Source organism: Nostoc sp. NMS8, from assembly GCF_017115045.1.
Taxonomy (GTDB): domain Bacteria; phylum Cyanobacteriota; class Cyanobacteriia; order Cyanobacteriales; family Nostocaceae; genus Nostoc.
Genome location: NZ_JABXKK010000086.1, coordinates 93,677 through 113,395 on the forward strand (window position 1 = coordinate 93,677; position 19,719 = coordinate 113,395).

The 19,719-nt window shown below is 43.8% G+C and carries 21 protein-coding genes and 1 pseudogene; 13 read left to right on the plus strand and 9 right to left on the minus strand.

Annotated elements, in window-relative coordinates:
• Nucleotides 1-231: 231 nt before the first annotated feature.
• The 4 genes and pseudogenes from HWQ39_RS17120 (at nucleotide 232) to HWQ39_RS17135 (ending at nucleotide 2,566) form a co-directional block, all read left to right on the plus strand.
• Nucleotides 232-669 (plus strand): Rrf2 family transcriptional regulator, encoded by a 438-nt coding sequence (locus HWQ39_RS17120; protein ID WP_292847338.1) that lies wholly within the window; start codon nucleotides 232-234, stop codon nucleotides 667-669.
• Between the two features lie 87 nt (nucleotides 670-756).
• Nucleotides 757-1,171: pseudogene (locus tag HWQ39_RS17125) on the plus strand (pentapeptide repeat-containing protein).
• 147 nt (nucleotides 1,172-1,318) lie between these two features.
• Nucleotides 1,319-1,807: a DUF2243 domain-containing protein gene (locus HWQ39_RS17130; RefSeq protein WP_292847453.1), complete on the plus strand. Its 489-nt coding sequence runs from the start codon at nucleotides 1,319-1,321 to the stop codon at nucleotides 1,805-1,807.
• 153 nt (nucleotides 1,808-1,960) lie between these two features.
• Nucleotides 1,961-2,566: a DUF4129 domain-containing protein gene (locus HWQ39_RS17135; RefSeq protein WP_292847341.1), complete on the plus strand. Its 606-nt coding sequence runs from the start codon at nucleotides 1,961-1,963 to the stop codon at nucleotides 2,564-2,566.
• Nucleotides 2,567-2,613: 47 nt separating this feature from the next.
• On the opposite strand, the gene HWQ39_RS17140 is transcribed toward HWQ39_RS17135, so the two are convergent.
• Nucleotides 2,614-3,894 carry an aspartate aminotransferase family protein gene (locus tag HWQ39_RS17140; RefSeq protein ID WP_292847344.1) on the minus strand — a complete coding sequence of 427 codons (1,281 nt, stop codon included), beginning with the start codon at nucleotides 3,892-3,894 and terminating at the stop codon, nucleotides 2,614-2,616.
• A gap of 407 nt (nucleotides 3,895-4,301) precedes the next feature.
• Here HWQ39_RS17140 and HWQ39_RS17145 point away from each other — a divergent pair, with 407 nt between their 5' ends.
• Together HWQ39_RS17145 and HWQ39_RS17150 are read left to right on the plus strand one after the other, a co-directional pair.
• The gene (locus HWQ39_RS17145) at nucleotides 4,302-4,670 is read left to right on the plus strand and encodes a PadR family transcriptional regulator (RefSeq protein ID WP_292847347.1); all 369 of its coding nucleotides are present in this window, start codon (nucleotides 4,302-4,304) and stop codon (nucleotides 4,668-4,670) included.
• Nucleotides 4,555-5,142, plus strand: coding sequence for a hypothetical protein (locus HWQ39_RS17150; protein WP_292847350.1), 588 nt, complete (start codon nucleotides 4,555-4,557; stop codon nucleotides 5,140-5,142). The genes HWQ39_RS17145 and HWQ39_RS17150 overlap by 116 nt, the downstream gene beginning before the upstream one ends.
• A gap of 168 nt (nucleotides 5,143-5,310) precedes the next feature.
• Here the strand turns inward: HWQ39_RS17150 and rsmH are convergent, their stop codons facing one another.
• Nucleotides 5,311-6,198, minus strand: coding sequence for a 16S rRNA (cytosine(1402)-N(4))-methyltransferase RsmH (rsmH, locus tag HWQ39_RS17155; protein WP_292847353.1), 888 nt, complete (start codon nucleotides 6,196-6,198; stop codon nucleotides 5,311-5,313).
• 513 nt (nucleotides 6,199-6,711) lie between these two features.
• Between rsmH and HWQ39_RS17160 the strand changes: the two genes are divergently transcribed.
• Nucleotides 6,712-7,896: an NAD(P)H-quinone oxidoreductase subunit H gene (locus HWQ39_RS17160; protein ID WP_292847356.1), complete on the plus strand. Its 1,185-nt coding sequence runs from the start codon at nucleotides 6,712-6,714 to the stop codon at nucleotides 7,894-7,896.
• A 308-nt stretch (nucleotides 7,897-8,204) separates the two neighbouring features.
• On the opposite strand, the gene HWQ39_RS17165 is transcribed toward HWQ39_RS17160, so the two are convergent.
• Nucleotides 8,205-8,684 (minus strand): hypothetical protein, encoded by a 480-nt coding sequence (locus tag HWQ39_RS17165; protein WP_292847359.1) that lies wholly within the window; start codon nucleotides 8,682-8,684, stop codon nucleotides 8,205-8,207.
• Nucleotides 8,685-8,854: 170 nt separating this feature from the next.
• Between HWQ39_RS17165 and HWQ39_RS17170 the strand changes: the two genes are divergently transcribed.
• The 3 genes from HWQ39_RS17170 to HWQ39_RS17180 all read left to right on the plus strand — a co-directional run bounded on the left by HWQ39_RS17170 (nucleotide 8,855) and on the right by HWQ39_RS17180 (nucleotide 12,111).
• On the plus strand, nucleotides 8,855-10,411 hold the full coding sequence (locus tag HWQ39_RS17170; protein ID WP_292847362.1) for a DUF4419 domain-containing protein: 1,557 nt from the start codon (nucleotides 8,855-8,857) through the stop codon (nucleotides 10,409-10,411).
• A 62-nt stretch (nucleotides 10,412-10,473) separates the two neighbouring features.
• Nucleotides 10,474-10,689: a hypothetical protein gene (locus HWQ39_RS17175; RefSeq protein WP_292847365.1), complete on the plus strand. Its 216-nt coding sequence runs from the start codon at nucleotides 10,474-10,476 to the stop codon at nucleotides 10,687-10,689.
• Nucleotides 10,690-11,220: 531 nt separating this feature from the next.
• A complete protein-coding gene (locus HWQ39_RS17180) occupies nucleotides 11,221-12,111 on the plus strand; it encodes an alpha/beta hydrolase (protein WP_292847368.1) in 891 nt (296 codons plus the stop codon).
• Nucleotides 12,112-12,152: 41 nt separating this feature from the next.
• Here HWQ39_RS17180 and HWQ39_RS17185 read toward each other — a convergent pair whose 3' ends face one another.
• A complete protein-coding gene (locus HWQ39_RS17185) occupies nucleotides 12,153-12,344 on the minus strand; it encodes a hypothetical protein (RefSeq protein WP_292847371.1) in 192 nt (63 codons plus the stop codon).
• A 57-nt stretch (nucleotides 12,345-12,401) separates the two neighbouring features.
• On the opposite strand from HWQ39_RS17185, the gene HWQ39_RS17190 reads away from it, so the two are divergent.
• Entirely contained in the window at nucleotides 12,402-13,157 is a 756-nt protein-coding gene (locus HWQ39_RS17190) for a glucose 1-dehydrogenase (protein ID WP_292847374.1), read from the plus strand.
• A 185-nt stretch (nucleotides 13,158-13,342) separates the two neighbouring features.
• Here the strand turns inward: HWQ39_RS17190 and HWQ39_RS17195 are convergent, their stop codons facing one another.
• Complete coding sequence (locus HWQ39_RS17195) at nucleotides 13,343-14,530, minus strand: anion transporter (RefSeq protein WP_292847377.1); 1,188 nt, start codon at nucleotides 14,528-14,530, stop codon at nucleotides 13,343-13,345.
• 32 nt (nucleotides 14,531-14,562) lie between these two features.
• Nucleotides 14,563-14,820 (minus strand): hypothetical protein, encoded by a 258-nt coding sequence (locus tag HWQ39_RS17200; RefSeq protein ID WP_292847380.1) that lies wholly within the window; start codon nucleotides 14,818-14,820, stop codon nucleotides 14,563-14,565.
• Between the two features lie 301 nt (nucleotides 14,821-15,121).
• Between HWQ39_RS17200 and HWQ39_RS17205 the strand changes: the two genes are divergently transcribed.
• Entirely contained in the window at nucleotides 15,122-16,102 is a 981-nt protein-coding gene (locus tag HWQ39_RS17205) for an aldo/keto reductase (RefSeq protein ID WP_292847383.1), read from the plus strand.
• A gap of 43 nt (nucleotides 16,103-16,145) precedes the next feature.
• On the opposite strand, the gene HWQ39_RS17210 is transcribed toward HWQ39_RS17205, so the two are convergent.
• Together HWQ39_RS17210 and HWQ39_RS17215 are read right to left on the minus strand one after the other, a co-directional pair.
• Nucleotides 16,146-17,003 carry a methyltransferase domain-containing protein gene (locus HWQ39_RS17210; RefSeq protein ID WP_292847386.1) on the minus strand — a complete coding sequence of 286 codons (858 nt, stop codon included), beginning with the start codon at nucleotides 17,001-17,003 and terminating at the stop codon, nucleotides 16,146-16,148.
• A 330-nt stretch (nucleotides 17,004-17,333) separates the two neighbouring features.
• The gene (locus HWQ39_RS17215) at nucleotides 17,334-17,597 is read right to left on the minus strand and encodes a hypothetical protein (protein WP_292847389.1); all 264 of its coding nucleotides are present in this window, start codon (nucleotides 17,595-17,597) and stop codon (nucleotides 17,334-17,336) included.
• 203 nt (nucleotides 17,598-17,800) lie between these two features.
• Between HWQ39_RS17215 and HWQ39_RS17220 the strand changes: the two genes are divergently transcribed.
• Complete coding sequence (locus HWQ39_RS17220; RefSeq protein ID WP_292847392.1) at nucleotides 17,801-18,766, plus strand: cyclase family protein; 966 nt, start codon at nucleotides 17,801-17,803, stop codon at nucleotides 18,764-18,766.
• A gap of 338 nt (nucleotides 18,767-19,104) precedes the next feature.
• Here the strand turns inward: HWQ39_RS17220 and HWQ39_RS17225 are convergent, their stop codons facing one another.
• The gene (locus tag HWQ39_RS17225) at nucleotides 19,105-19,596 is read right to left on the minus strand and encodes an orange carotenoid protein N-terminal domain-containing protein (RefSeq protein WP_292847395.1); all 492 of its coding nucleotides are present in this window, start codon (nucleotides 19,594-19,596) and stop codon (nucleotides 19,105-19,107) included.
• Nucleotides 19,597-19,719 lie beyond the last annotated feature (123 nt).

The following is a 19,719-nucleotide window of genomic DNA, read 5'->3' on the forward strand; positions in this document are numbered from 1 at the left end:
GCTAGATACGTAAGCTCTTAACTCACTTTTCACCTATGAAAACGGTACAATAGTCAATCACTTTTATTTATTGAATTTAAAAACAAAAGTATTTGCTTCTATCCTAAAAGGTATTTAAAGTAGAGTTAGCCGGTCGACAATAGGTTGATTGTAAAGTTTTCTTAGCATTAGCTTAAGGAAACAGGCTTCGACACTTTGTATTTTTAGGTATCAGTTTAAAATATTACGCCTGTGGTAATCTCTAATAAATCAGAATATGCGCTTCTAGCCCTGTTAGAGTTAGCAACCTGCTACCCTAAGGGTGAAGCCCTGCAAATTCGGGAAATAGCGGCATTGCAAGACATACCGAACCGCTATTTAGAACAACTTCTAGCAACATTAAGACGTGGAGGTTTGATTAAAAGTATACGCGGAGCCAAAGGTGGCTATGTTTTGGCACGAGATCCTGCAAAGATTACAGTGTTTGATGCTTTTAGCTGCATGGAAGGATCAGATATTGTTGTCTCTCCTTGTGAGCCGACTCCCAACACGGTAGAAGGTGAGCTAATTCAGGAAGTGTGGCAGGAAGCACGTCAGGCTGCTAACTCTGTTTTGGAAAAATATACACTCCAAGACCTTTGCGATCGAAGAGCAATCCGAGAACAGAAGGAGCTAATGTATTACATTTAGGAAGGATGACCAAATAATTACTAATTCGTAATTCGTAATTAAAAAGGGTATCTGAAAGTCATAACTAGCAACCCATAACGCTGTTATATGCCTGAAGTCAATTCTCAGCAGCCCATCAATAGTACCGCTACTCTGGTGGAGAGTTATGCAGCCGGAAAACGAAACTTTAGTAAAGCAGAACTAGGTAATGCTGATTTGCAAAGCATTAACTTGAAAGGATCTGACCTTAGTTATGCTGACTTGAGTGAAGCTAACCTGAGTAGCGCTAATTTGAGGGGAACTGATTTGAGTTTTGCGGATCTGGGTCAAGCGAATTTGAAGGATGCCGATCTTCGGGGAACATTATTGATGTCAGCGAATCTCCGTCAAGCCTCTCTCAAAGGAGCGAACCTGGAAAAAGCAGACTACGATTACCTACGGTAGGCTACGCCAACGCAACACCCATTTTCCTCAAGATTTCGATCCAGTGAAGGCGGGTATGCAGATTAAATTTGAAGATTGATTAATTTACAGCATTTTTCAAGTAAATGGTGTAGTTCAATTACTTGAAAAACGCCGTAAATTGAATGATTTTACTTGTCTCAAGATAGAAGATATTTCTCCTCAAGGAGTTGTATTTTTGTAAAAAAGCCTATCTATGAGGTTGACAATGGAGGCGAAAAGTGAAAACCTCAACCGACGCGCACCACTGATTACTGCTGGAATTTTTCTTGGTGTGGGTCTTGGAGGGTTTATTGATGGGATTTTACTGCATCAGATCCTCCAGTGGCATCACATGCTCAGTAGCATTCGACCTCTGACCAACACGGCAAATATAGATTTGAACATAGTATGGGATGGGTTATTTCATACCTTGAATTGGGTATTTACCGTGGTCGGACTTGTGTTACTATGGCGTGCTGGAGGGCGTGATGATGTTCCTTGGTCATCACAGACTTTTATTGGCTCGATACTGATTGGAACTGGGTTATTTGACTTGGTTGAAGGTTTAATTGACCACCAAATTCTCGGTGTTCATCACGTGAAATCAGGCTCAAATCAGTTAGCTTGGGATTTAGGGTTTCTTGCATTCGGTGCCCTACTTGTTGTTATCGGCTGGATAATGATAAAAAAGGAGTCAAGAGTCATTAGTCATTAGTCATTAGTCATTAGTCATTAGTCATTGGGCATTGGGCATTGAAAAGAGGCAGAGGGGCAGAGTGCGGGGGGCGGAGGAGAAAATTCTTCTCCCTGCTCCCTGCTCCCTGCTCCCTGCTCCCTGCTCCCTGCTCCCTGCCCCTCACTCTCCCCTATGACAGAAACTTTTGAAAAAACTAACTGGAATTGGCAGTTATCTCAATTCCAACAACAAGCGGGTGAATGGTGGGAATACCAGTTTTACCGCTTTGAACAAGCTTTGCCAGAATTGCCTACTGGATGGTCGATTAGCCCTTGGCTGAGTGAATTGCTGAAATTCTTGTTTTGGCTGGTACTGGGCTTGTTTATCGCTTGGGTGTGTTGGCGATTATGGCGAGAATTCAGTCCTTACATATATTCTTGGCTGAATAAAACTGGCAATCTCATTGATTTTCGCGTAAAAACTCCCTCTAGTGAGTTATCCATAGCCCTTTTGTTGGAGCGATCGCAAAAATTTTACCGTCAAGGTAACTACCGTGAAGCTTGCCGTTGTATTTATTTAGCAATGTTGCAGCAGTTACATCAAAAGGCGATCGCACCTCACAAACTCAGCCGTACAGATGGAGAATATCTGCAATTACTGCGATCGGCTGTGACTCCCATACAGCCTTATGAAACTTTAATTACCACTCACGAGCAATTATGTTTTGGTAATGCCGATATTTTGCCAGACAATTATGAGCAATGCCGACAAGCTTATCGGCAAATTTCCCCAGAATGAAAAAGAGACGTTGCATTGCAACGTCTCTACACAAAACAAACAGTATTCTATTTGGTGAGAACCGCGATTGCTTTGTCCACAGCTTGCAAGGCAGTGTTTACTTCCGCCTCTGTGACAATTAGCGGTGGCACAAACCGGACTACTTTGGGCCCGGCTGGTACTAGTAATACGCCCTCTTTGATGGCAGCATTGACGACATCGCCTGCGGTTAGGGCAATGTCGGCTCGCAACTCCAAACCGTTGATTAAACCCCAACCCCGAACATCGCTAATGTGCTGAGGATATTTGGCTGCGATCGCTCTCAATCCAGATCGCAACTGTTCACCCCTATCTTCCACATTCTGCAAAATATTTTCCCGTTCTAATGTCTGGCAAACAGCGAGTGCTACACCAGACACAAAAGGATTTCCGCCAAAGGTGCTAGCGTGTTCCCCTGGTTGAAAAACGTCGCAGAATTTCTTGCTCATCATTGCACCGATAGGGATACCGCCACCTAAGCCTTTGGCACTGGTGAAAATATCCGGTTCAACGCCGAGATGTTCGTAACCCCATAATTTGCCACTGCGCCCCATACCAACTTGCACTTCATCAAAAATCAATAAAATGCCAGTTTCGTCGCAAATCTGCCGGAGTTTTTTGAAATAGGCAACATCTCCTGGACGTACACCGCCTTCTCCCTGCAATGGCTCGATTAAAATTGCCGCTACCCGATAATCGCCTTCATCCAACTCACTAATCGCCACTTCCACAGCGTTAATATCGTTGTAATTTACGTAGTGGAACCCAGGAACCAATGGGTCAAAGTACTTTTGATACTTCGGTTGTGCCGTAGCGGTAATGGTCGCTAAAGTCCGTCCGTGGAAACTGGCATTGGCGGTTAGAATAATTGGTTTTTCAATGTCTAATACTGTGTGGGCATATTTTCGGGCTAATTTAATTGCGGCTTCGTTAGCCTCAGCTCCAGAATTGCAGAAAAATACGCGATCGGCACAGGAATGATTGACAATCCATTTTGCCAATTCACCTTGCTCAGGAATATAGTACAAATTAGAGACGTGGTGCAACTTCTGGATTTGGCGTGTCACCGCTTCTACCATCGCTGGGTGGGCATGTCCTAAAGTACAAGTGGCAATTCCCGCCACAAAGTCCAGATATTCTCGTCCCTGTGTATCCCAAACCCGGCATCCAGCACCCCGTTCTAGGGCTAAGGGAAACCGTCCATAGGTGGACATGACAGCTTCATTAAAGCTATCTACCTCAAAGGGACTAGATGCTGACCCTGAATCTGGGGGGATGGTGGCTTGGTCAACGAGAGTTTGTAGGCTCACTACCGCTCCTCCTGAAAGTTTTTCATTATATAGTTATTTACTAGTTTCCTAGAAATCTCTAAAAATTACTTTTTGTTTAGCACAACTGGTACATCTTCTTAAGCTAACGCTTATGTGACCTCAAACGCTTGGCGGTGGTGAAAAAAATTTTGTACTAGGCTGATCGCGATCGCAGATTCTTATTAATTTCCTCTTATGGAAATAGAATTTTCACCAACTGAAGTCAGGCAGCAAGTACGGCTTGCCGAAGCTGTATAGATATTTCCAATAACTATCAAATTTATAAGATATACTGTATTTAAGATAAAAGCCTCACTGCCCCGTTACAAGAGTCGTAACAGTGAGTAGGCTCGTTGCCCCATAACAGGGGTCGTAACAACGAGAAATATCTAAGTAGCAAAGGACACATGAGAGTACAAAATATGGCGCGAGAAGAAATCATAATACTTAACAAAGGTTCAACGAATGTCCAAGTTTCACCACGAGAAGAAATCGTATTGCTCGCACTATACAACAAAGAACTTTATGGTCTCCAAATTCCGCAGGCTATGGAAGAGGCTAGTGGCGGTAATACTAAGATGGGGATTGGCACCCTTTACCCTGTTCTCCATTCTCTGGAAAAGAAAGGGCTTGTCGAATCCCGTTGGGGAGATGAAGGGCGTGAAGAACGAGGTGGAGCAAGACGGCGCTATTACAAACTTACAGGCAGCGGTGTTGCGACTCTCGAAGCCGTCCAGTCTTTCCGCTCTAATCTACTTACTTGGCAGCCCAGTTAGCGGAACAGCAGGCACAGAAATTGAGGATAACGATTGGGAATTTACTATAAAAGAAATTCAACTAAACGCACAACACCTACATGACATAACATCTTTAAAATCAGACGAAGTTATCAAAGTTGGGGAAGAGTTGATAGTTCAGAAAGTCGTGGACGATTTAGAAGACTCAGTAGAAAATCTAGAGAAGCTTTCTAAGTTAAGGAAGAAATTACGCAAGTATAAAAAATCTGATCCTGCTGAAACTTGGACTAGTAGGTGGATAGCTTCCCAAATTGCTTACCTCTTCCCTCCAGAAAGACGCGAAGAATGGCTAGGGGATTTGTACGAAGTCAATAGTGAAATGCTGTATAAAGGTTATCCTCGTTGGCTGGTTAATCTTAATAATGTTTTGAAAACTGTCATTTTGGTAATTTCTGCTTTAAAAATCAGGCTGTCAGATTTCTTCTCACTGGGTAAAGTCAAGAGCGAGTAGAGGAAAATTCATTTTCAAGGATGGTGTAGAGTAATGTACCACTACGCCATTTTCCTTTTATCTATGTTTGTTCTCTTGGAAATTTTCTTCGGGATGCATTCCTACTTTTTCATGACTTGTACTAAATGATATGAGGATTAACCAGATTTTTATCATCTCTATGTCACCTCACTCCTGCTTTCTTTCTGCTACCCTCAGCTTGGCCGATCGCGATCGCGGATTCTTGCTAATTTCCTCTTCTTGTGCAGTAATCGGCTTTTTTGTCAAAACTTTTAATAAAGGTGAATTTCTTAAACCATGCTTCACCGGGCGGTCTTCTAAACTGTGAAAACTGATAATCACTATTCTGCCACCAGGGACAAGGGCATTTGGGGCTTTATCTAAAAAGGTTTCTAGGGATTTTAACTCATCGTTGACGACAATTCGCAGAGCTTGAAAAACACGGGTAGCGGGGTGAATTCTCCCATAACGGTATTTGGGAGGAACTGAAGAAGCGATCGCATCAGCCAATTCTGTAGTCGTGTGCAACGGCCGCCGTTCGACAATACGTCTCGCAATGCGCCGCGATAATCTCTCTTCACCGTACTTAAAAAAAATATCAGCTAATTCGGCTTCATCCCAATTATTAATCACATCAGCAGCAGTTAGCGATCGCCCCCGATCCATTCGCATATCCAAATTTGCAGCTTGGCGAAAGCTGAAACCCCTTTCTGCTTGGTCTAAATGGTAAGAACTCACCCCCAAATCGGCTAAGATACCATCAAAAGTGTTGGGGGGAAATTCGTAGTCAGCAAAATTGCTATAAATAAATTGTACGCGATCGCCAAACTCTGCTAATTCTTTCCTCGCTGCTGCTAAAGCATCCTCATCTTGGTCAATTGCCGTTACCCGCACATCTGGCGCAGCTTCTAAGATTAGGCGACTATGACCACCACCCCCTACCGTCGTATCAAGATAATGACCTCCGGGAGATACCGCTAGACCTGTAATCACTTCTTGCGGTAACACTGGTAGATGGGAAAATATCGGTTCTTCAATAGCTAGCTGACGATTCATGAGACTTAGGGCACAAAACCACAGATCAACTTTAATTATGTATTCTTTTGTTTGTGTCTTTGTGTGTTCATAGTAAAAGGGTGGTTAGAAACCGCATCTACACGAGACAAAACCCACGGAGGTGGGTTTAAAACACCTTTAGTCCGCCTGCGCGGACTACCCTGCGGGAAGCAGCAAAGCGTCTGTATCAGCCTCATGAAACTGTAATATAGCTGACACAATATCTCTATAGCTTACGTAAAAGCTCAGAAGTCAATAGTCATCACTGAGAAAATGCGTCTTCTTGCACCCCGTCTTCTTATCCCAGCCCCATGAGATAAAAAAATTCGATGCCTTAATTAACTGCATATCCAGCTTCCATATAATAGTTGAAGAAGTGCAACAAAATTAAACATCAAATCAAATCTCTCCTCCCACAACCCTTACTTTGGCTTGACAAACAAGATAAATTGGGTCTAGTTGGCATCTGCGCGGTTGAATTCAATCTTTTCACGAACGGAGAACACAAAATCTATGACCAGACTAGAAACCCGCACTGAACCAATGGTGCTAAACATGGGGCCACACCACCCCTCAATGCACGGGGTTCTGCGGCTAATCATGACTCTGGATGGCGAGGATGTCGTTGACTGTGAACCAGTTATCGGCTATTTGCACCGGGGAATGGAAAAAATTGCTGAGAACCGCACTAATGTAATGTACGTTCCTTACGTTAGTCGCTGGGACTACGCTGCGGGAATGTTCAACGAAGCCGTCACTGTCAACGCCCCAGAAAAGCTTGCAGGTGTCGCTGTCCCCAAACGCGCTAGCTACATCCGCGTCATCATGCTGGAGTTGAACCGCATTGCTAACCACTTGCTATGGTTTGGCCCCTTCCTAGCTGACGTAGGCGCTCAAACTCCCTTCTTCTACCAGTTCCGGGAACGGGAGATGATTTATGATTTGTGGGAAGCTGCCACAGGCTATCGGATGGTAAATAACAACTACTTCCGCGTTGGTGGAGTAGCAGCCGATTTACCTTACGGTTGGGTAGATAAGTGTCTGGAATTTTGCGAATACTTATTACCTAAAATTGATGAGTACGAACGCTTAGTAACCGATAACCCCATCTTCCGGCGACGTGTTGAGGGACTTGGTACTATCACCCGTGAAGAAGCAATTAACTGGGGACTTTCTGGCCCAATGTTACGCGCATCTGGCGTGCAATGGGATTTGCGGAAAGTTGATCATTACGAATGCTACGACGATTTCGACTGGGATGTACAGTGGGAAACTGCCGGTGATTGCTTTGCCCGTTACGTGGTGCGGATGCGGGAAATGCGCGAATCTGTGAAAATTATTCGCCAAGCAATTAAAGGACTTCCTGGCGGCCCTTACGAAAATCTGGAAGCCAAGCGTTTAGCCGCAGGTAAAAAATCTGAGTGGGACGCATTTGATTACCAATTCATCGGTAAAAAAGTTTCCCCCACCTTTAAAATTCCCAAAGGTGAAATCTATGCCCGTGTAGAAAGTGGTAAAGGTGAATTAGGAATTTACTTGGTTGGCGACGATAACGTATTTCCTGCACGTTGGAAGATTCGCGCAGCAGATTTCAACAATCTCCAAATTGTTCCACATTTACTGCGCGGCATGAAGGTTGCAGATATTGTGGTGATTCTCGGTAGTGTTGACGTAATTATGGGATCTGTGGATAGATAGAAAATATCTATCTAAGTACTTTTTAGAGCAGTTGTATTACAGTGCAACTGCTCTATTTTTTTGGCTTTTGGTAAAACTGGCGATTGTAGTGGTTCTGAATTGCATGGAATAGAATTTGTCTGCTTTTAGGAGAGAGGCTTTGAGTCTTACTTTCTTTATCTGATAGAGCTACGGTAGGAGCAATGCCAATACTGTTCACCCTAAATCGTGTCTCTTGTCTCCACCGACTATAGATGTAAACATGGCGATCGCAGCATATAAGCGATATGCTTCAATTCACCACGGTTTTATACCAAGCTAGATAGTTTTTACCATCCTATTTCACCTATCTGATCTGCATCGTCTGCTACTCCATTGCGAAAGCGTACTTCTAAGCCGTGTTCTGGGTCCCAGTCACACTCAGCTAGCAACTGAAAGGTAGTAATATGCAGATCAAACTCAACGTGGGGCGGCACATAGATATATGAGAAAGTGACCTGCTCCCAGACCTGAATGGGATTAGCCAGCAGCGGCATTGAATCATCTCCAATCATGTCACGATATACATCATAATTTTGCAGCACCAGAGGAGCAGTGATGCGTAACACATCGGGTGGCAAGGCTAGAGCTTGCCGAATAGCTTCACGCTGAAGCGATGAAAGTTCCCCAATCTGCCCCTGTTCAAAATCCACACAAATCGATACACGGCGATCGCCCAAAACAGCGTATTGTGCTAAAGTCCAGTGGCTATCTTCCAATCTCATCTGTCCAAACTCAGCATCGTAATAACTTCTTGGGGATTCCATCATCTTCAGATACTACCTTTATTCTGGGCTTCCCTAGCGACTCCAAAAACTAGTGAAAATTCTACTTTGAAATTAGAGTCTCTATTTCAAACTCCTGGGATTATACCCATATTACATTTTCCCAAAAAGTGCCAGAATTTCTTCATGATGAAAATATTAAGTCGAGTTAGCTGATGACAGTACTGGCACCTATCCTTGAACAAACTGTGGGTAAGATTCGCTTTTGTGTAGATGATGTCAAAAGCACACAGGAGCGATTACCTGGAAAAAATGCGAAATTTCAGTTAGAGAAGCAATTAGGGAAACAACTGCTGGCATTTAGCCACAATGATACGTTTGAGGTAATTCCAGACCAAGGTATTCATTCGCTGGCGCTTGCTGTTCACACTGCCTTTAGCGAACACCGCCCGTTATTGTTAACACCTGACATTATTTGGATAACATTATCACAAGGATTTGCTCAACATATTAACAATCATGCAGAAAGTTTGCGATCGCGCTTGGTTAATCGCCAGGGGAAACAACAACTGATAATTGAAACTCGACAAATACCCAGCCATCCCCAGCACTGGAGTCAAGCAGTTCAAGAATGGGCATTGCATATCCGCAATTATGTAGGAGCGGATCTATATCGATTGCTAGAGTGTAACTTCAGTACTACAACACCCATCACTCACACAGCTAGTCATGTCGTAATGATGAATGCCTTCCAAAAATATTTTGACTACGTAATGTACTGCGTGTGTGGCATTCCTGAGATTACGCTGTTGGGGACTGTAGAAGATTGGCAAAGTATCAGCGATCGCGTTCAAATGATGGCTGAGTATGATTTAGACTGGTGGACAGATCGTTTAATGCCAATTTGTCGAGAATTTGTAGAAACGGCTTCAGGAAGACCATCACTAGAGTTTTGGCGCTGTATCTACAAACCTGAACCTGTTTATGGTGTTGAATTAATTACTGGCTGGTTGACAGATTTGTTCCCTTATATTACGCATTCAGTAACTAAAGCCCCCTCGGTGAAGAATCCCGTTCTGGAAATTGATCGCTGCGAACTTCCGAACGCGTCATTATCTGAACCATTATTTTTCAAACAAATTGCTCATGGTATTTCTCCTGAATGCTTGCCTTTGGGACTCTCTCAAACTCCATTTCAGCTGATAACGCCAGATGGACAAGAATATTCTCTAGAACTACTTGCTGGTTTCATTGGCGTTCATCAAGATTCCAAAGAGCAAACTTTACAACCCGAAATTGGCTGGGCTGTGCGTGAACGTAATAATAACTTTGCAGAGTTACTCGACAAAATTCAACAGCAGCACATCACACAAGCGCCTATTAATTGGTCAGAATTTTATACAAACTTTTCTGATGCAGTTCCCAAGGAACACATTCAAATCCTGGAGCGATTTGATGGAGCCATACTTTATGCTAATAGCGGTCATTCTTGGCAAATTCCAAAGTTTAATTCTGGTAAAACCTACGAAATCCCTAAGCCAAATTCTTTCTGCTATGATGCAACCCACCTAATTGATCTCGAAGATGGGCGCTGTATTGCATATATCTTTAACTTTCGCAAGAGCGAATGTTTGATTCTTTTGGGCAAGCAGACTTTAGATCATAATCAGCTTCAAAGTCCCATAGTTATTGCTAAGAGCATTCCAGAACTCTTTGAACGCATATTTCAAGTCCAGGGGCGATACTATTTTGACGATTCCAATTTCGTCTAGGAGTCTTGAAACACCAACATGAGCAACTCAGGATTTTGCATCAATTATTTAGAGTCGAGTTTATGAACAACCAACCAGATCAAAAAAGCTACATACCACAAGAAACGCCATGTCCTATTTGCGGTTCACAAAATTTTGCTTGGGGTCGTACCGTTGGAGAATCAGTAAGTCAGTGGGTATATTTCCGTGCTGATGGGGCTGGGTGGGGGGGAGGCGAAAAGCTGCGGGCGCGTAAGTGCCTTGATTGTAAAAATGTTCAGTTATTTACGTATAATTAACTGATGGTTAGCCATTAGTAAGTAAATTGTAGCCAAATAGTTAGCATTAGCTAATAATCACAAAAAAAAATATAGCACCACAGTCCGTAAAAGCACATACTCAAGGTAAGCTCAAAAAATTCCTCTTTAATTTCTCGCCTTAGAACGAGCAGCGATCCTTTCCGCTGGACGCACAATTTTGCCAGAACATCTTCTCTTTGGCCAAAAGGATGAAGTATAAATCATTTATGATAAATTTAATATCGAATGTTTTTTGTCAATCAGTCAAAATACTCAAATTAGTCTTAAAGCTCATGATAATTTTTAAAGCTTAAACAGCTAGAAGATGAAAAAGTATTGTAACGACAGGATAACTTTGTCAAAAATGGTCTTCATTTTTAGGTAAATTCAATTAACAAGCGATTTCCAGTCTCCAAGCTGAATTTGTCCCCCTGGACTGCACCCTTGCTGAAAAATGTGCAAGTATCCACCGAAAATTTCATTGCCAAACTGACTATTAGCGCTGCGTAATCGCTATCTAGGAGGATAACCATGACTAGCTTACCATTCCAGGCCCCGCCAACCCATACGGGGACGATCGCAGAACATGAAGCACAACAGGTTGAGCGTGCTAACGCGACGAAAAAGCAACCGATCGTCTTTGTCCACGGACTCTGGCTGCTGCCAAGCAGTTGGGATCGCTGGGCAGTAGTGTTTGAGGAGGCTGGCTACACCGTACTGACGCCCGGTTGGCCCGACGACCCGGAGACTGTTGCCGAGGCAAATGCAAACCCCGAAATTTTCGCACACAAGACCGTTAGGCAGGTTGCAGACCACTTCGATGAGATTATCCGTAGGCTGAACAAAAAACCTGCGATCATCGGTCATTCCTTCGGCGGATTGCTCGTGCAGATCCTCGCCGGACGCGGGCTGTCCTCAGCAACAGTAGCGATCGATCCGGCTCCGTTTCGAGGTGTGCTGCCTCTACCGTTCTCCGCGCTGAAGTCCGCATGGCCAGTTCTTGGCAATCCAGCGAATCGTAATCGGGCGATCCCGCTCACCTATGAGCAGTTTCGCTTCAGTTTCGCCAATGCTGTGAGCGAGGAGGAGGCTAAAGAGCTTTACGAAACCTTCTCGGTGCCAGCATCAGGTGTGCCACTCTTTCAGGCGGCAACCGCCAACCTCAACCCGTGGACTGAGGCGAAGGTAGACACCGAGAACCCAGAGCGCGGGCCATTGCTGATCGTCTCCGGCGAGAAGGACAATACGGTTCCGTGGGAAATCGCAAACGCATCGTTCCAGCAACAACAGCACAATAGCGGCGTGACTGAGATTGTCGAGATCCCTAACCGAGGACACGCACTGACAATTGATAGCGGCTGGCGAGAAGTCGCCGACATCTCTCTTGCCTTTGTCCAGCGCTTCGTTCCATCCTCAATTTAGCCGTCTAGAATATTTCTGTCACGCGATCGCTGGGTGGGACATCAAACGTTTTGGTAATATCGCCTCTGATTTGAGAGTGCTGTTAGCGGATAGCTAAGGTTTAGCCCGTGATAGGTGCTGAGTAAAAATACCAGTTCCCAGTTATTCTTATTATTCAAGGCTTTTGAAACTCGTTTCATTGGGAATACCTTAATTGAAGATGTTGTTGCGATCGCATCAACATCTTTGCTCATTCGACATGATGTCCACGGATGGCTTTTCAAATTCAACAACATAGGAAACTCATAACCATGAAAAAACTAGAAGGAAAAGTTGCAATTGTCACAGGTGCCTCCAAAGGAATTGGTGCTGCGATCGCCTTGGATTTGGCAGCGGAAGGTGCAGCCGTTGTTGTCAACTACGCCTCTAGTAAAGAGGGAGCAGATCGCTTGGTTGACAAGATTCTCGGTGATGGCGGTAAGGCGATCGCAGTACAAGCAAATGTTAGCCAAAGGACAGAAATCGAACGTCTGTTTGCAAAGACGCAGGAGACATTCGGCAAGCTCGATATCTTGGTCAATAATGCTGGCATTTATGAATTTTCCCCGCTCGAAAGCATCACCGAAGAACACTTCCACAAGCACTTTGATCTCAATGTGCTGGGATTAATTCTCACCTCACAACAAGCCGTCAAGCACTTCGGCTCAGAGGGTGGCAGCATTATTAACATCAGTTCGATTGTTAGTACCCTCACGCCTGCAAATGCCTCGGTCTACAGCGCTACTAAAGCTGCTGTCGATGCTATAACAAAGTCCCTGGCCAAGGAATTGGGTTCGCACCACATCCGCGTTAATTCCATCAATCCTGGCATGGTGGAAACGGAGGGCACGCACACAGCAGGAATATCCACAGCCGACAGTCAAAGCCGCCAACAGATTGAAGCGCAAACCCCACTTGGTCGCATTGGACAGCCGCAGGACATTGCACCTGCTGTTGTTTTCCTCGCGTCCTCCGATTCCGCCTGGATTACTGGCGAAACACTGTACATCGCGGGTGGACTCCGCTAGCTTTAATAGCATTGAAAAAGGGACTGGGAAAATTGTTCGGGGATTCAGACCACTACCCAAGTTTTGTTCGCGTAGCGTTCGCACGTAAACTTAATAGACGACATCTCCAGAAATTAAATATGCGTTACCCATAACCCTTGTACAGACGTAGCACTGCTACGTCTGTACATTCTTTTTCGGAGATGCTAATAAATCCAAAAATAGGTAAGCACCAAGGTAATAACAGTCAGCGGTAGCCCAAATCGAAAATGTTCTCCAAAAGTGAGCCGATATCCCTGTTTGGCAACAGCCTCCGCCACAATCAAGTTTGCCACCGAACCCAACAGAGTGAGATTTCCTGCCAGTGTTGAAGCCGCCGCTAGTAGTAACCAAGTGCGGGTATCAGGATGGGGAATTAGGTGATGTAGTAGCAGAACAGCCGGCACATTTGACACTAGATTTGATAGCAACGCCGTTATTCCCAAAATGCTCAAGGGATCGTGAACAAAACGAGAAAGCCATTCCAAAGAACCAAGTTTTTGTACACCCTCAGTAAGGATGAACAATCCACAAAACATTAACAGCAAATCCCAATCTACCTTTTGTAAAATTCGCTCTGGTTTGAGACGACGCGTTACCAGTAATAGTGCGGCAGCAATTAAGGTAACTTCAGCAGTGGGAATTCCGATTAAAAATGCCACTAGTAATCCGATAGTAATTAATAGACTTTTAGCTAATAATGGCTTGAAGATGTGGTAACGGGGTGGTTTGACTTTTAAATAAGGGCGAAGCGATCGCACTTCTGGATATAACCACCACAGCAAACCTACCTGAATCGTCAAACATATCAAAGCAAGTGGCGTTAAAGCTTTGGCAAAGTCTAGATAACTAATGCCAGAAAAGGAACCGATTAAAATGTTCTGGGGATTACCGCTCAAGGTGGCAACGGAACCGAGATTAGTTGCACCTGCCAGCGCCAGCAAATAGGGAATAGGTTTAAGCTTGAGTAACTGGGTAACACCAACTACCAAAGGTGTCAAGATGAGAGCAATTGTATCATTGAGAAAAAGTGCCGAGAGGATGCCACTGCCAAAAGTTAATACCACCAGTAACCCGAATGGGCTGTGGATGCGACGGATTGTATAATCCAGGGCAAGCTGGAAAAATCCCGAAGCGGCGAGATTGGCGCTGATTACCATCATGCCAAACAAGAAAATTAGAGTTTTGTAGTCAATCGCGCCCCACGCCGCAGGTAAATCTAATACTCCCAATGCCATCAAAAAGGCAGCACCAACAATGGCGATCGTGGCCCGATTCATCCGCAGTCCAGGTAAGTATCCTAGTCCTAAACCGATGTAGGCGAGGATAATAATCAGATATCGCAGAACTACCATTGCTCTATTCCCTAAATGTCGCAAGCTCCGACTTAGAGCTTACCGGAGATAACGGGAGCGTGAAAGCCCACTGCTTTTAGCGATCGCTTCTGGCGTAACCGATCAACTAATGCCCCAATGGGTGTTTGAGCAATTACCCCTGTCAACCCTGAAATCGTCATCCCCAATCCTACCTGAGCAGGGTTCCATTGCAGACTTGAAAAACTTTCCTCGTTCCCAGTCGGAGACTGGGAATGCCGTCCTATAGGCTCCGCCTCCCTTGCTTGTAGCAGAGCCGCCAGGAGCAGCATTTCCAGCCTCAGTCTGGAAACGAGCCTTTAAAGCAATACAGTTCAGAATGAGCAACAAAACACTTGTAGAGACGGCGATTTATCGCGTCTCGAAAACCTAACCCAAGCGTATTGGGTTTTAAAGGAGCTTCAGTTTAAGTTGACACCAATGGACACGAGCGCTCATAGCCAAGGGCGGACAAGATGTCCACCCCACAAGATTGGATAAAGTCTCTCGGTAAATACTTCTAAGAATAGATGACTTGCTGAATAGAAAAGACCTAATATTCTACAGAACTATTACTGACTAGGGTATTATTTTATGACAACCAGGAAACTAGGCAAACAAGGGTTAGAAGTTTCAACCATTGGACTTGGTTGCATGGGAATGTCTGAGTTTTATAGTGGTCGTGATGAAATTGAGGCGATCGCCACAATTCATCGGGCATTAGAACTTGGGGTAAATTTTCTCGACACTGCTGATATGTATGGGCCCTTTACCAACGAGCAATTAGTAGGCAAAGCAATTAAAGATCGCCGAGATGGAGTAGTATTAGCAACTAAGTTTGGCAATGTCCGTACTGAAGATGGTGGTTTTAAAGGTGTTAATGGCAGACCAGAATATGTCCATCAAGCTTGCGATGCTTCACTAAAACGTCTAGGGGTTGAAGTTATTGACCTCTATTATCAACATCGGGTAGATCCAACTGTACCCATTGAAGATACAGTCGGGGCAATGGCAGAGTTAGTCAAGCTTGGTAAAGTGCGCTATTTAGGACTTTCGGAAGCTGCGCCGGCTACAATTCGACGAGCGCAAGTAGTTCACCCCATTACTGCACTACAAACAGAATACTCTCTTTGGAGTCGAGAGCCAGAGGATGAAATTTTACATACTGTGCGGGAATTAGGAATTGGGTTTGTTCCCTATAGCCCATTAGGAAGAGGGTTTTTATCAGGTGCAATCACCAGTCCTGACGATCTTGCACCTGATGACTATCGAAGAAATTCACCCCGCTTTCAAGGCGAAAATTTCTCTAAGAACTTGCAATTAGTGGAGCAAGTCAAGGCGATCGCCACCGAAAAAGGAGTAACTTCTAGTCAGCTTGCACTAGCATGGCTTTTGGCTCAAGGCGAAGATATAGTACCAATTCCGGGTACAAAACGCCGTACTTACTTAGAGGAGAATATTGCAGCTACCGAAATTACTCTGACAGAACAAGATTTAGATCGACTTGAAGCAGTTGCACCAAAAAATGTGGCCGCAGGTGAGCGCTACCCTGATATGAGTACTGTTAACCGTTGATCTAATGGAATGGTGGTGAGGAAGGCAATTATTAACAGAGTTGTCATTTGGGTTTGACAAATTTAAGGGTCATGCGATCGCTCTCTCCAATGTTGAGTAAGCGTTGCCTGTCCTTTTGACCTTGGCTTAAAGTTGGAGGTAGTGTCCAAACTCCGGCTGGATAGTCTTTGGTATCTTTTGGGTTGGCGTTAATCTCTGATTTGCCTACCAATTTGAAACCAGCTTTCTCCACAGCAGCAATTACCCCATCTTCAGACATATAGCCAGTTTTAATACTTTCTTCTAAAGAAGTCCCCGCAAGGGCACGGTGTTCTTCCACTCCCAAGATGCCCCCTGGTTTAAGTGCTTTATAAGCCGCCTCGTAAACCTGCTCGGCATAGCCAGCTTTAACCCAGTTGTGAATATTGCGGAAGGTAACAACTATGTCTACAGAGTTGTCTGGGGCTAGGGTAAGTTCATTTGGGGGATTGATTTGAGCTACTTTGACTTTACCAAAAATCTCTGGATTAGCTGCTAGTTTTTCTTGAAAAGCCAAAGCGGGTTTACTCGCGCTATTAGCCAAGTTAGTAACTATGAGTTGTCCTTTGGCAGCTAGAAATGGGGCTAATATTTCAGTATACCAGCCGTTTCCTGGCCACAATTCAACTACGGTCACATTTGGGCGCAGACCGAAGAATTCGAGAGTCTGGGCTGGGTGGCGGTACTTGTCTCGGAGGCGATTCTGCTCTGAGCGATGACTGCTTTTGAGTATGGTTTGGAGTGTAGTTGTGCTGTTGAATGTCGTTTTTTCGCTTTCGTTGGCTAAAACAATTGGTGGCATTATAGATACTAATACAAAGAAAGCTAAAGTCAGGGCTTTCAGTAAGCCTTGGTGAGGGATGGGATTTTGGGCAAATTTCATAGCTGTTGTTTTTAGTTTCTGCTTCAGCATAGGGCAAATAGCGTTCTCATAGAATTGCTGCAATGATGTACCCGTCTGGAAATTAACGGACAATAGAAGCAATCACTAATAAAAAGCATCCTCCATGAACTAAAAAAGTTTGCCCTAGCGAATGGAATTCGCGCGCCAGTTGCTCATGGGGAAACCCCCAAGACCGCACTGACTTGGCTATACAGACAAAACTCACCTCCATGGGTTTCAAATCCTTTAAGTCCGCGTTCGCGTAGCGTTCCGCAGTCAAGGCGGACTTCTCTGCGAGACGCTACGCGAACGTTTGTGTAGCCGCGATTTCTAATCGCCTGGTATATTTGCAAAGGTGAGATGCTCCCCATAAATTTTGCCTTTATTTTTCAGCCATAAACAAAGTGGAATCACATATACAATCTGCCAGAGAGAAAATCCGTATATTCCATAAACTATAATAATCAAAGATAAATTATAAATATTTTGTGTAAGAGCAGCAAAACTAAGAATTAAAAGAGCGGCTGCTAGATGAAGTAATAGTAGTAGAATAAATCCAACAATTATATTTTTAATCTCGTTTCTTAGTGACATATTTAAGTCCTAATATCAAGCATAGTTGCACCATTGGTAGAATACTTAACTATAGTTTAATACAAGGGGAGAACCGCTAATCTCCAAGCCTGATGAGATAGCTGCTTTAGGGAAACACAAAATACACCGAAAGGATTACAGGCTAGACAGTGTAGGAATTTGTGGTAGAACAATTAGAGCCTTCAAAAGTAATCAGATCGAACATGAGAACACTGCCGCAATTCAACTATTCACATCTGAAACCATTTCAAAAAACTTTGTGGGGAATTGTTTGTTTAATAGTTCTGTTTAGTGCTAGTTTTCTATCTGTGAACGCAGTACAGCCATTGCGTAAGCCTTCCCTATGGCAAGTTTATCAGCAGTCACTCAAGTCAGCAAAATATGTTGACTTGACTCATGCAATCGCTCCAGCAATTCCTGTATGGTCAGGTTTTGGTTCATCCAAGTTTGCACCTGCCATCAACCCAAAAACAGGTGAGCCATACACTTACCAAAAGGATGGTTTTGAAGCAACTAATTACGATTTATCCACCGATCAGCTAGGAACCCAACTAGATCCACCCGCTCACTGGAATCCTGACTATCCAGCTATCGATGAGTTGCCAGCGACCTTTGCTGTTCGGCCTCTAGTAGTAATTCCGATTCAGGATAAAGTTGCCAAAGACCCCAATTACCATCTGAGTGTCAAAGATATTCAGGATTGGGAACGCAAACATGGCAGGATTCCACAAGGCTCAGTTGTATTTGTTCGCTCTGACTGGTCTAAAGAATGGCCAAACCCCGAACTAGCTACAAAAACCAAGTTTCCTGGGGTGAAGCTAGAAACTTTGCAGTTTTTGCATCTTGAGCGCCAAATTCTTTTCCACGGACACGAACCCCTCGATACAGACAGCACCCCAACCCTGGAGGGAGAAGCTTGGCTATTAAAAAATGGATATACCCAAGCAGAAGGTGTTACAAATCTAGAGCAGGTGCCAGAAACAGGCGCTTTGCTCTCTATTGGGTATCCGAAATTTAAAGGTGGTTTAGGAGGTTATGCACGTTACATTGCTATTTGTCCGTCAGATTGGAAATATGGTGTTTCAGTAGGTCAAATACCGGAGTCTCCGTTGCCCAAAGCAGATAAACCCCTGCGCTGGGATACAAAATTGGGTGTACGTGTAAGGTGAGAGGAAGCAATTTGGTTATTGTTACATGATGCTCTTAATTTTTTAGAATTGGCATCAGCAGCAGCTACCACATATATGGAACTTGGTTATACTCAACAGCAGGTAATTTAATTAGTCAGGCTTATCAATTAGCTGATGATACTGCTTTAGCCCAGCAAGTAAGTGATTATCCTTAAGTTAACTGTATTTTTAAATACAGCAGATTTCAGGTAAATGAGGTACAAAATCTAATAGAAAAGCCATATAGTAAGACATTTTCAACCCTGATCCCTATTGCCTGTTCCCTGCTGTAAATTACTTAATAGATACCCTTAAGCAGTCTAAAAAGTTCAAAGTTGCTAAATTTCAGCGCCTGGTTTTGGTTCAGTACCCATTGGGGAAACATAATCACGGAAAAGAGTAATCTGCTGTTCAAATTCCAATCCTTGAATTCTACCAAACAACGCTTTAGATTCAGAAGAAAGTTGATAATCATCAGGTATAGGAATGATACTACCATTGTCCATACCTTGAGATAATAGATACCAGAATAGTAGCTTGGTGGTATCACCCAAAGAGCCATATTCACGAGAAATTAGGCTATCCACTTTATTAATTAAATCACGCTGAACTTGTAATTGTTGTTCGTGAGATAATTCCTTAACTTGATTAAACAAACCTTCAGCTATTTCCGAAGAAGCAGTGCTGGCACCTGGGGCGGCTGGAGTAATTGAACGCCCGATTTCTTTATAGATAAACCAAAACAAAGCAAGTTGTTGATCTACATTTAAATTTTGCCAAGCTTGAACATGTTCACGAATAACTGGATCGTTAGTTTGCGTATATGTCATGATTAACTCCAATTGCAATTAATTCAGTATTCTTAGCAACCTTATCAAATATATATTGAGAGTTTTACCCTACTATAGACAGATGTCTTAAAGTCAGACAGAAGAACATTAAAACCCAAAAAA

Bases quoted from the DNA above. Each gene is read 5' to 3' on its own strand.
- HWQ39_RS17220 (WP_292847392.1), top strand. From the start codon at position 17,801: ATGAGAACACTGCCGCAATTCAACTATTCACATCTGAAACCATTTCAA.
- HWQ39_RS17170 (WP_292847362.1), top strand. From the start codon at position 8,855: ATGACAGTACTGGCACCTATCCTTGAACAAACTGTGGGTAAGATTCGC.
- HWQ39_RS17210 (WP_292847386.1), bottom strand. From the start codon at position 17,003: ATGAAATTTGCCCAAAATCCCATCCCTCACCAAGGCTTACTGAAAGCC.
- HWQ39_RS17200 (WP_292847380.1), bottom strand. From the start codon at position 14,820: ATGCTGCTCCTGGCGGCTCTGCTACAAGCAAGGGAGGCGGAGCCTATA.
- HWQ39_RS17195 (WP_292847377.1), bottom strand. From the start codon at position 14,530: ATGGTAGTTCTGCGATATCTGATTATTATCCTCGCCTACATCGGTTTA.
- HWQ39_RS17190 (WP_292847374.1), top strand. From the start codon at position 12,402: ATGAAAAAACTAGAAGGAAAAGTTGCAATTGTCACAGGTGCCTCCAAA.
- HWQ39_RS17175 (WP_292847365.1), top strand. From the start codon at position 10,474: ATGAACAACCAACCAGATCAAAAAAGCTACATACCACAAGAAACGCCA.
- HWQ39_RS17225 (WP_292847395.1), bottom strand. From the start codon at position 19,596: ATGACATATACGCAAACTAACGATCCAGTTATTCGTGAACATGTTCAA.
- HWQ39_RS17130 (WP_292847453.1), top strand. From the start codon at position 1,319: ATGGAGGCGAAAAGTGAAAACCTCAACCGACGCGCACCACTGATTACT.
- HWQ39_RS17215 (WP_292847389.1), bottom strand. From the start codon at position 17,597: ATGTCACTAAGAAACGAGATTAAAAATATAATTGTTGGATTTATTCTA.
- HWQ39_RS17160 (WP_292847356.1), top strand. From the start codon at position 6,712: ATGACCAGACTAGAAACCCGCACTGAACCAATGGTGCTAAACATGGGG.
- rsmH (WP_292847353.1), bottom strand. From the start codon at position 6,198: ATGAATCGTCAGCTAGCTATTGAAGAACCGATATTTTCCCATCTACCA.
- HWQ39_RS17135 (WP_292847341.1), top strand. From the start codon at position 1,961: ATGACAGAAACTTTTGAAAAAACTAACTGGAATTGGCAGTTATCTCAA.
- HWQ39_RS17165 (WP_292847359.1), bottom strand. From the start codon at position 8,684: ATGATGGAATCCCCAAGAAGTTATTACGATGCTGAGTTTGGACAGATG.
- HWQ39_RS17145 (WP_292847347.1), top strand. From the start codon at position 4,302: ATGAGAGTACAAAATATGGCGCGAGAAGAAATCATAATACTTAACAAA.
- HWQ39_RS17185 (WP_292847371.1), bottom strand. From the start codon at position 12,344: ATGAGCAAAGATGTTGATGCGATCGCAACAACATCTTCAATTAAGGTA.
- HWQ39_RS17180 (WP_292847368.1), top strand. From the start codon at position 11,221: ATGACTAGCTTACCATTCCAGGCCCCGCCAACCCATACGGGGACGATC.
- HWQ39_RS17205 (WP_292847383.1), top strand. From the start codon at position 15,122: ATGACAACCAGGAAACTAGGCAAACAAGGGTTAGAAGTTTCAACCATT.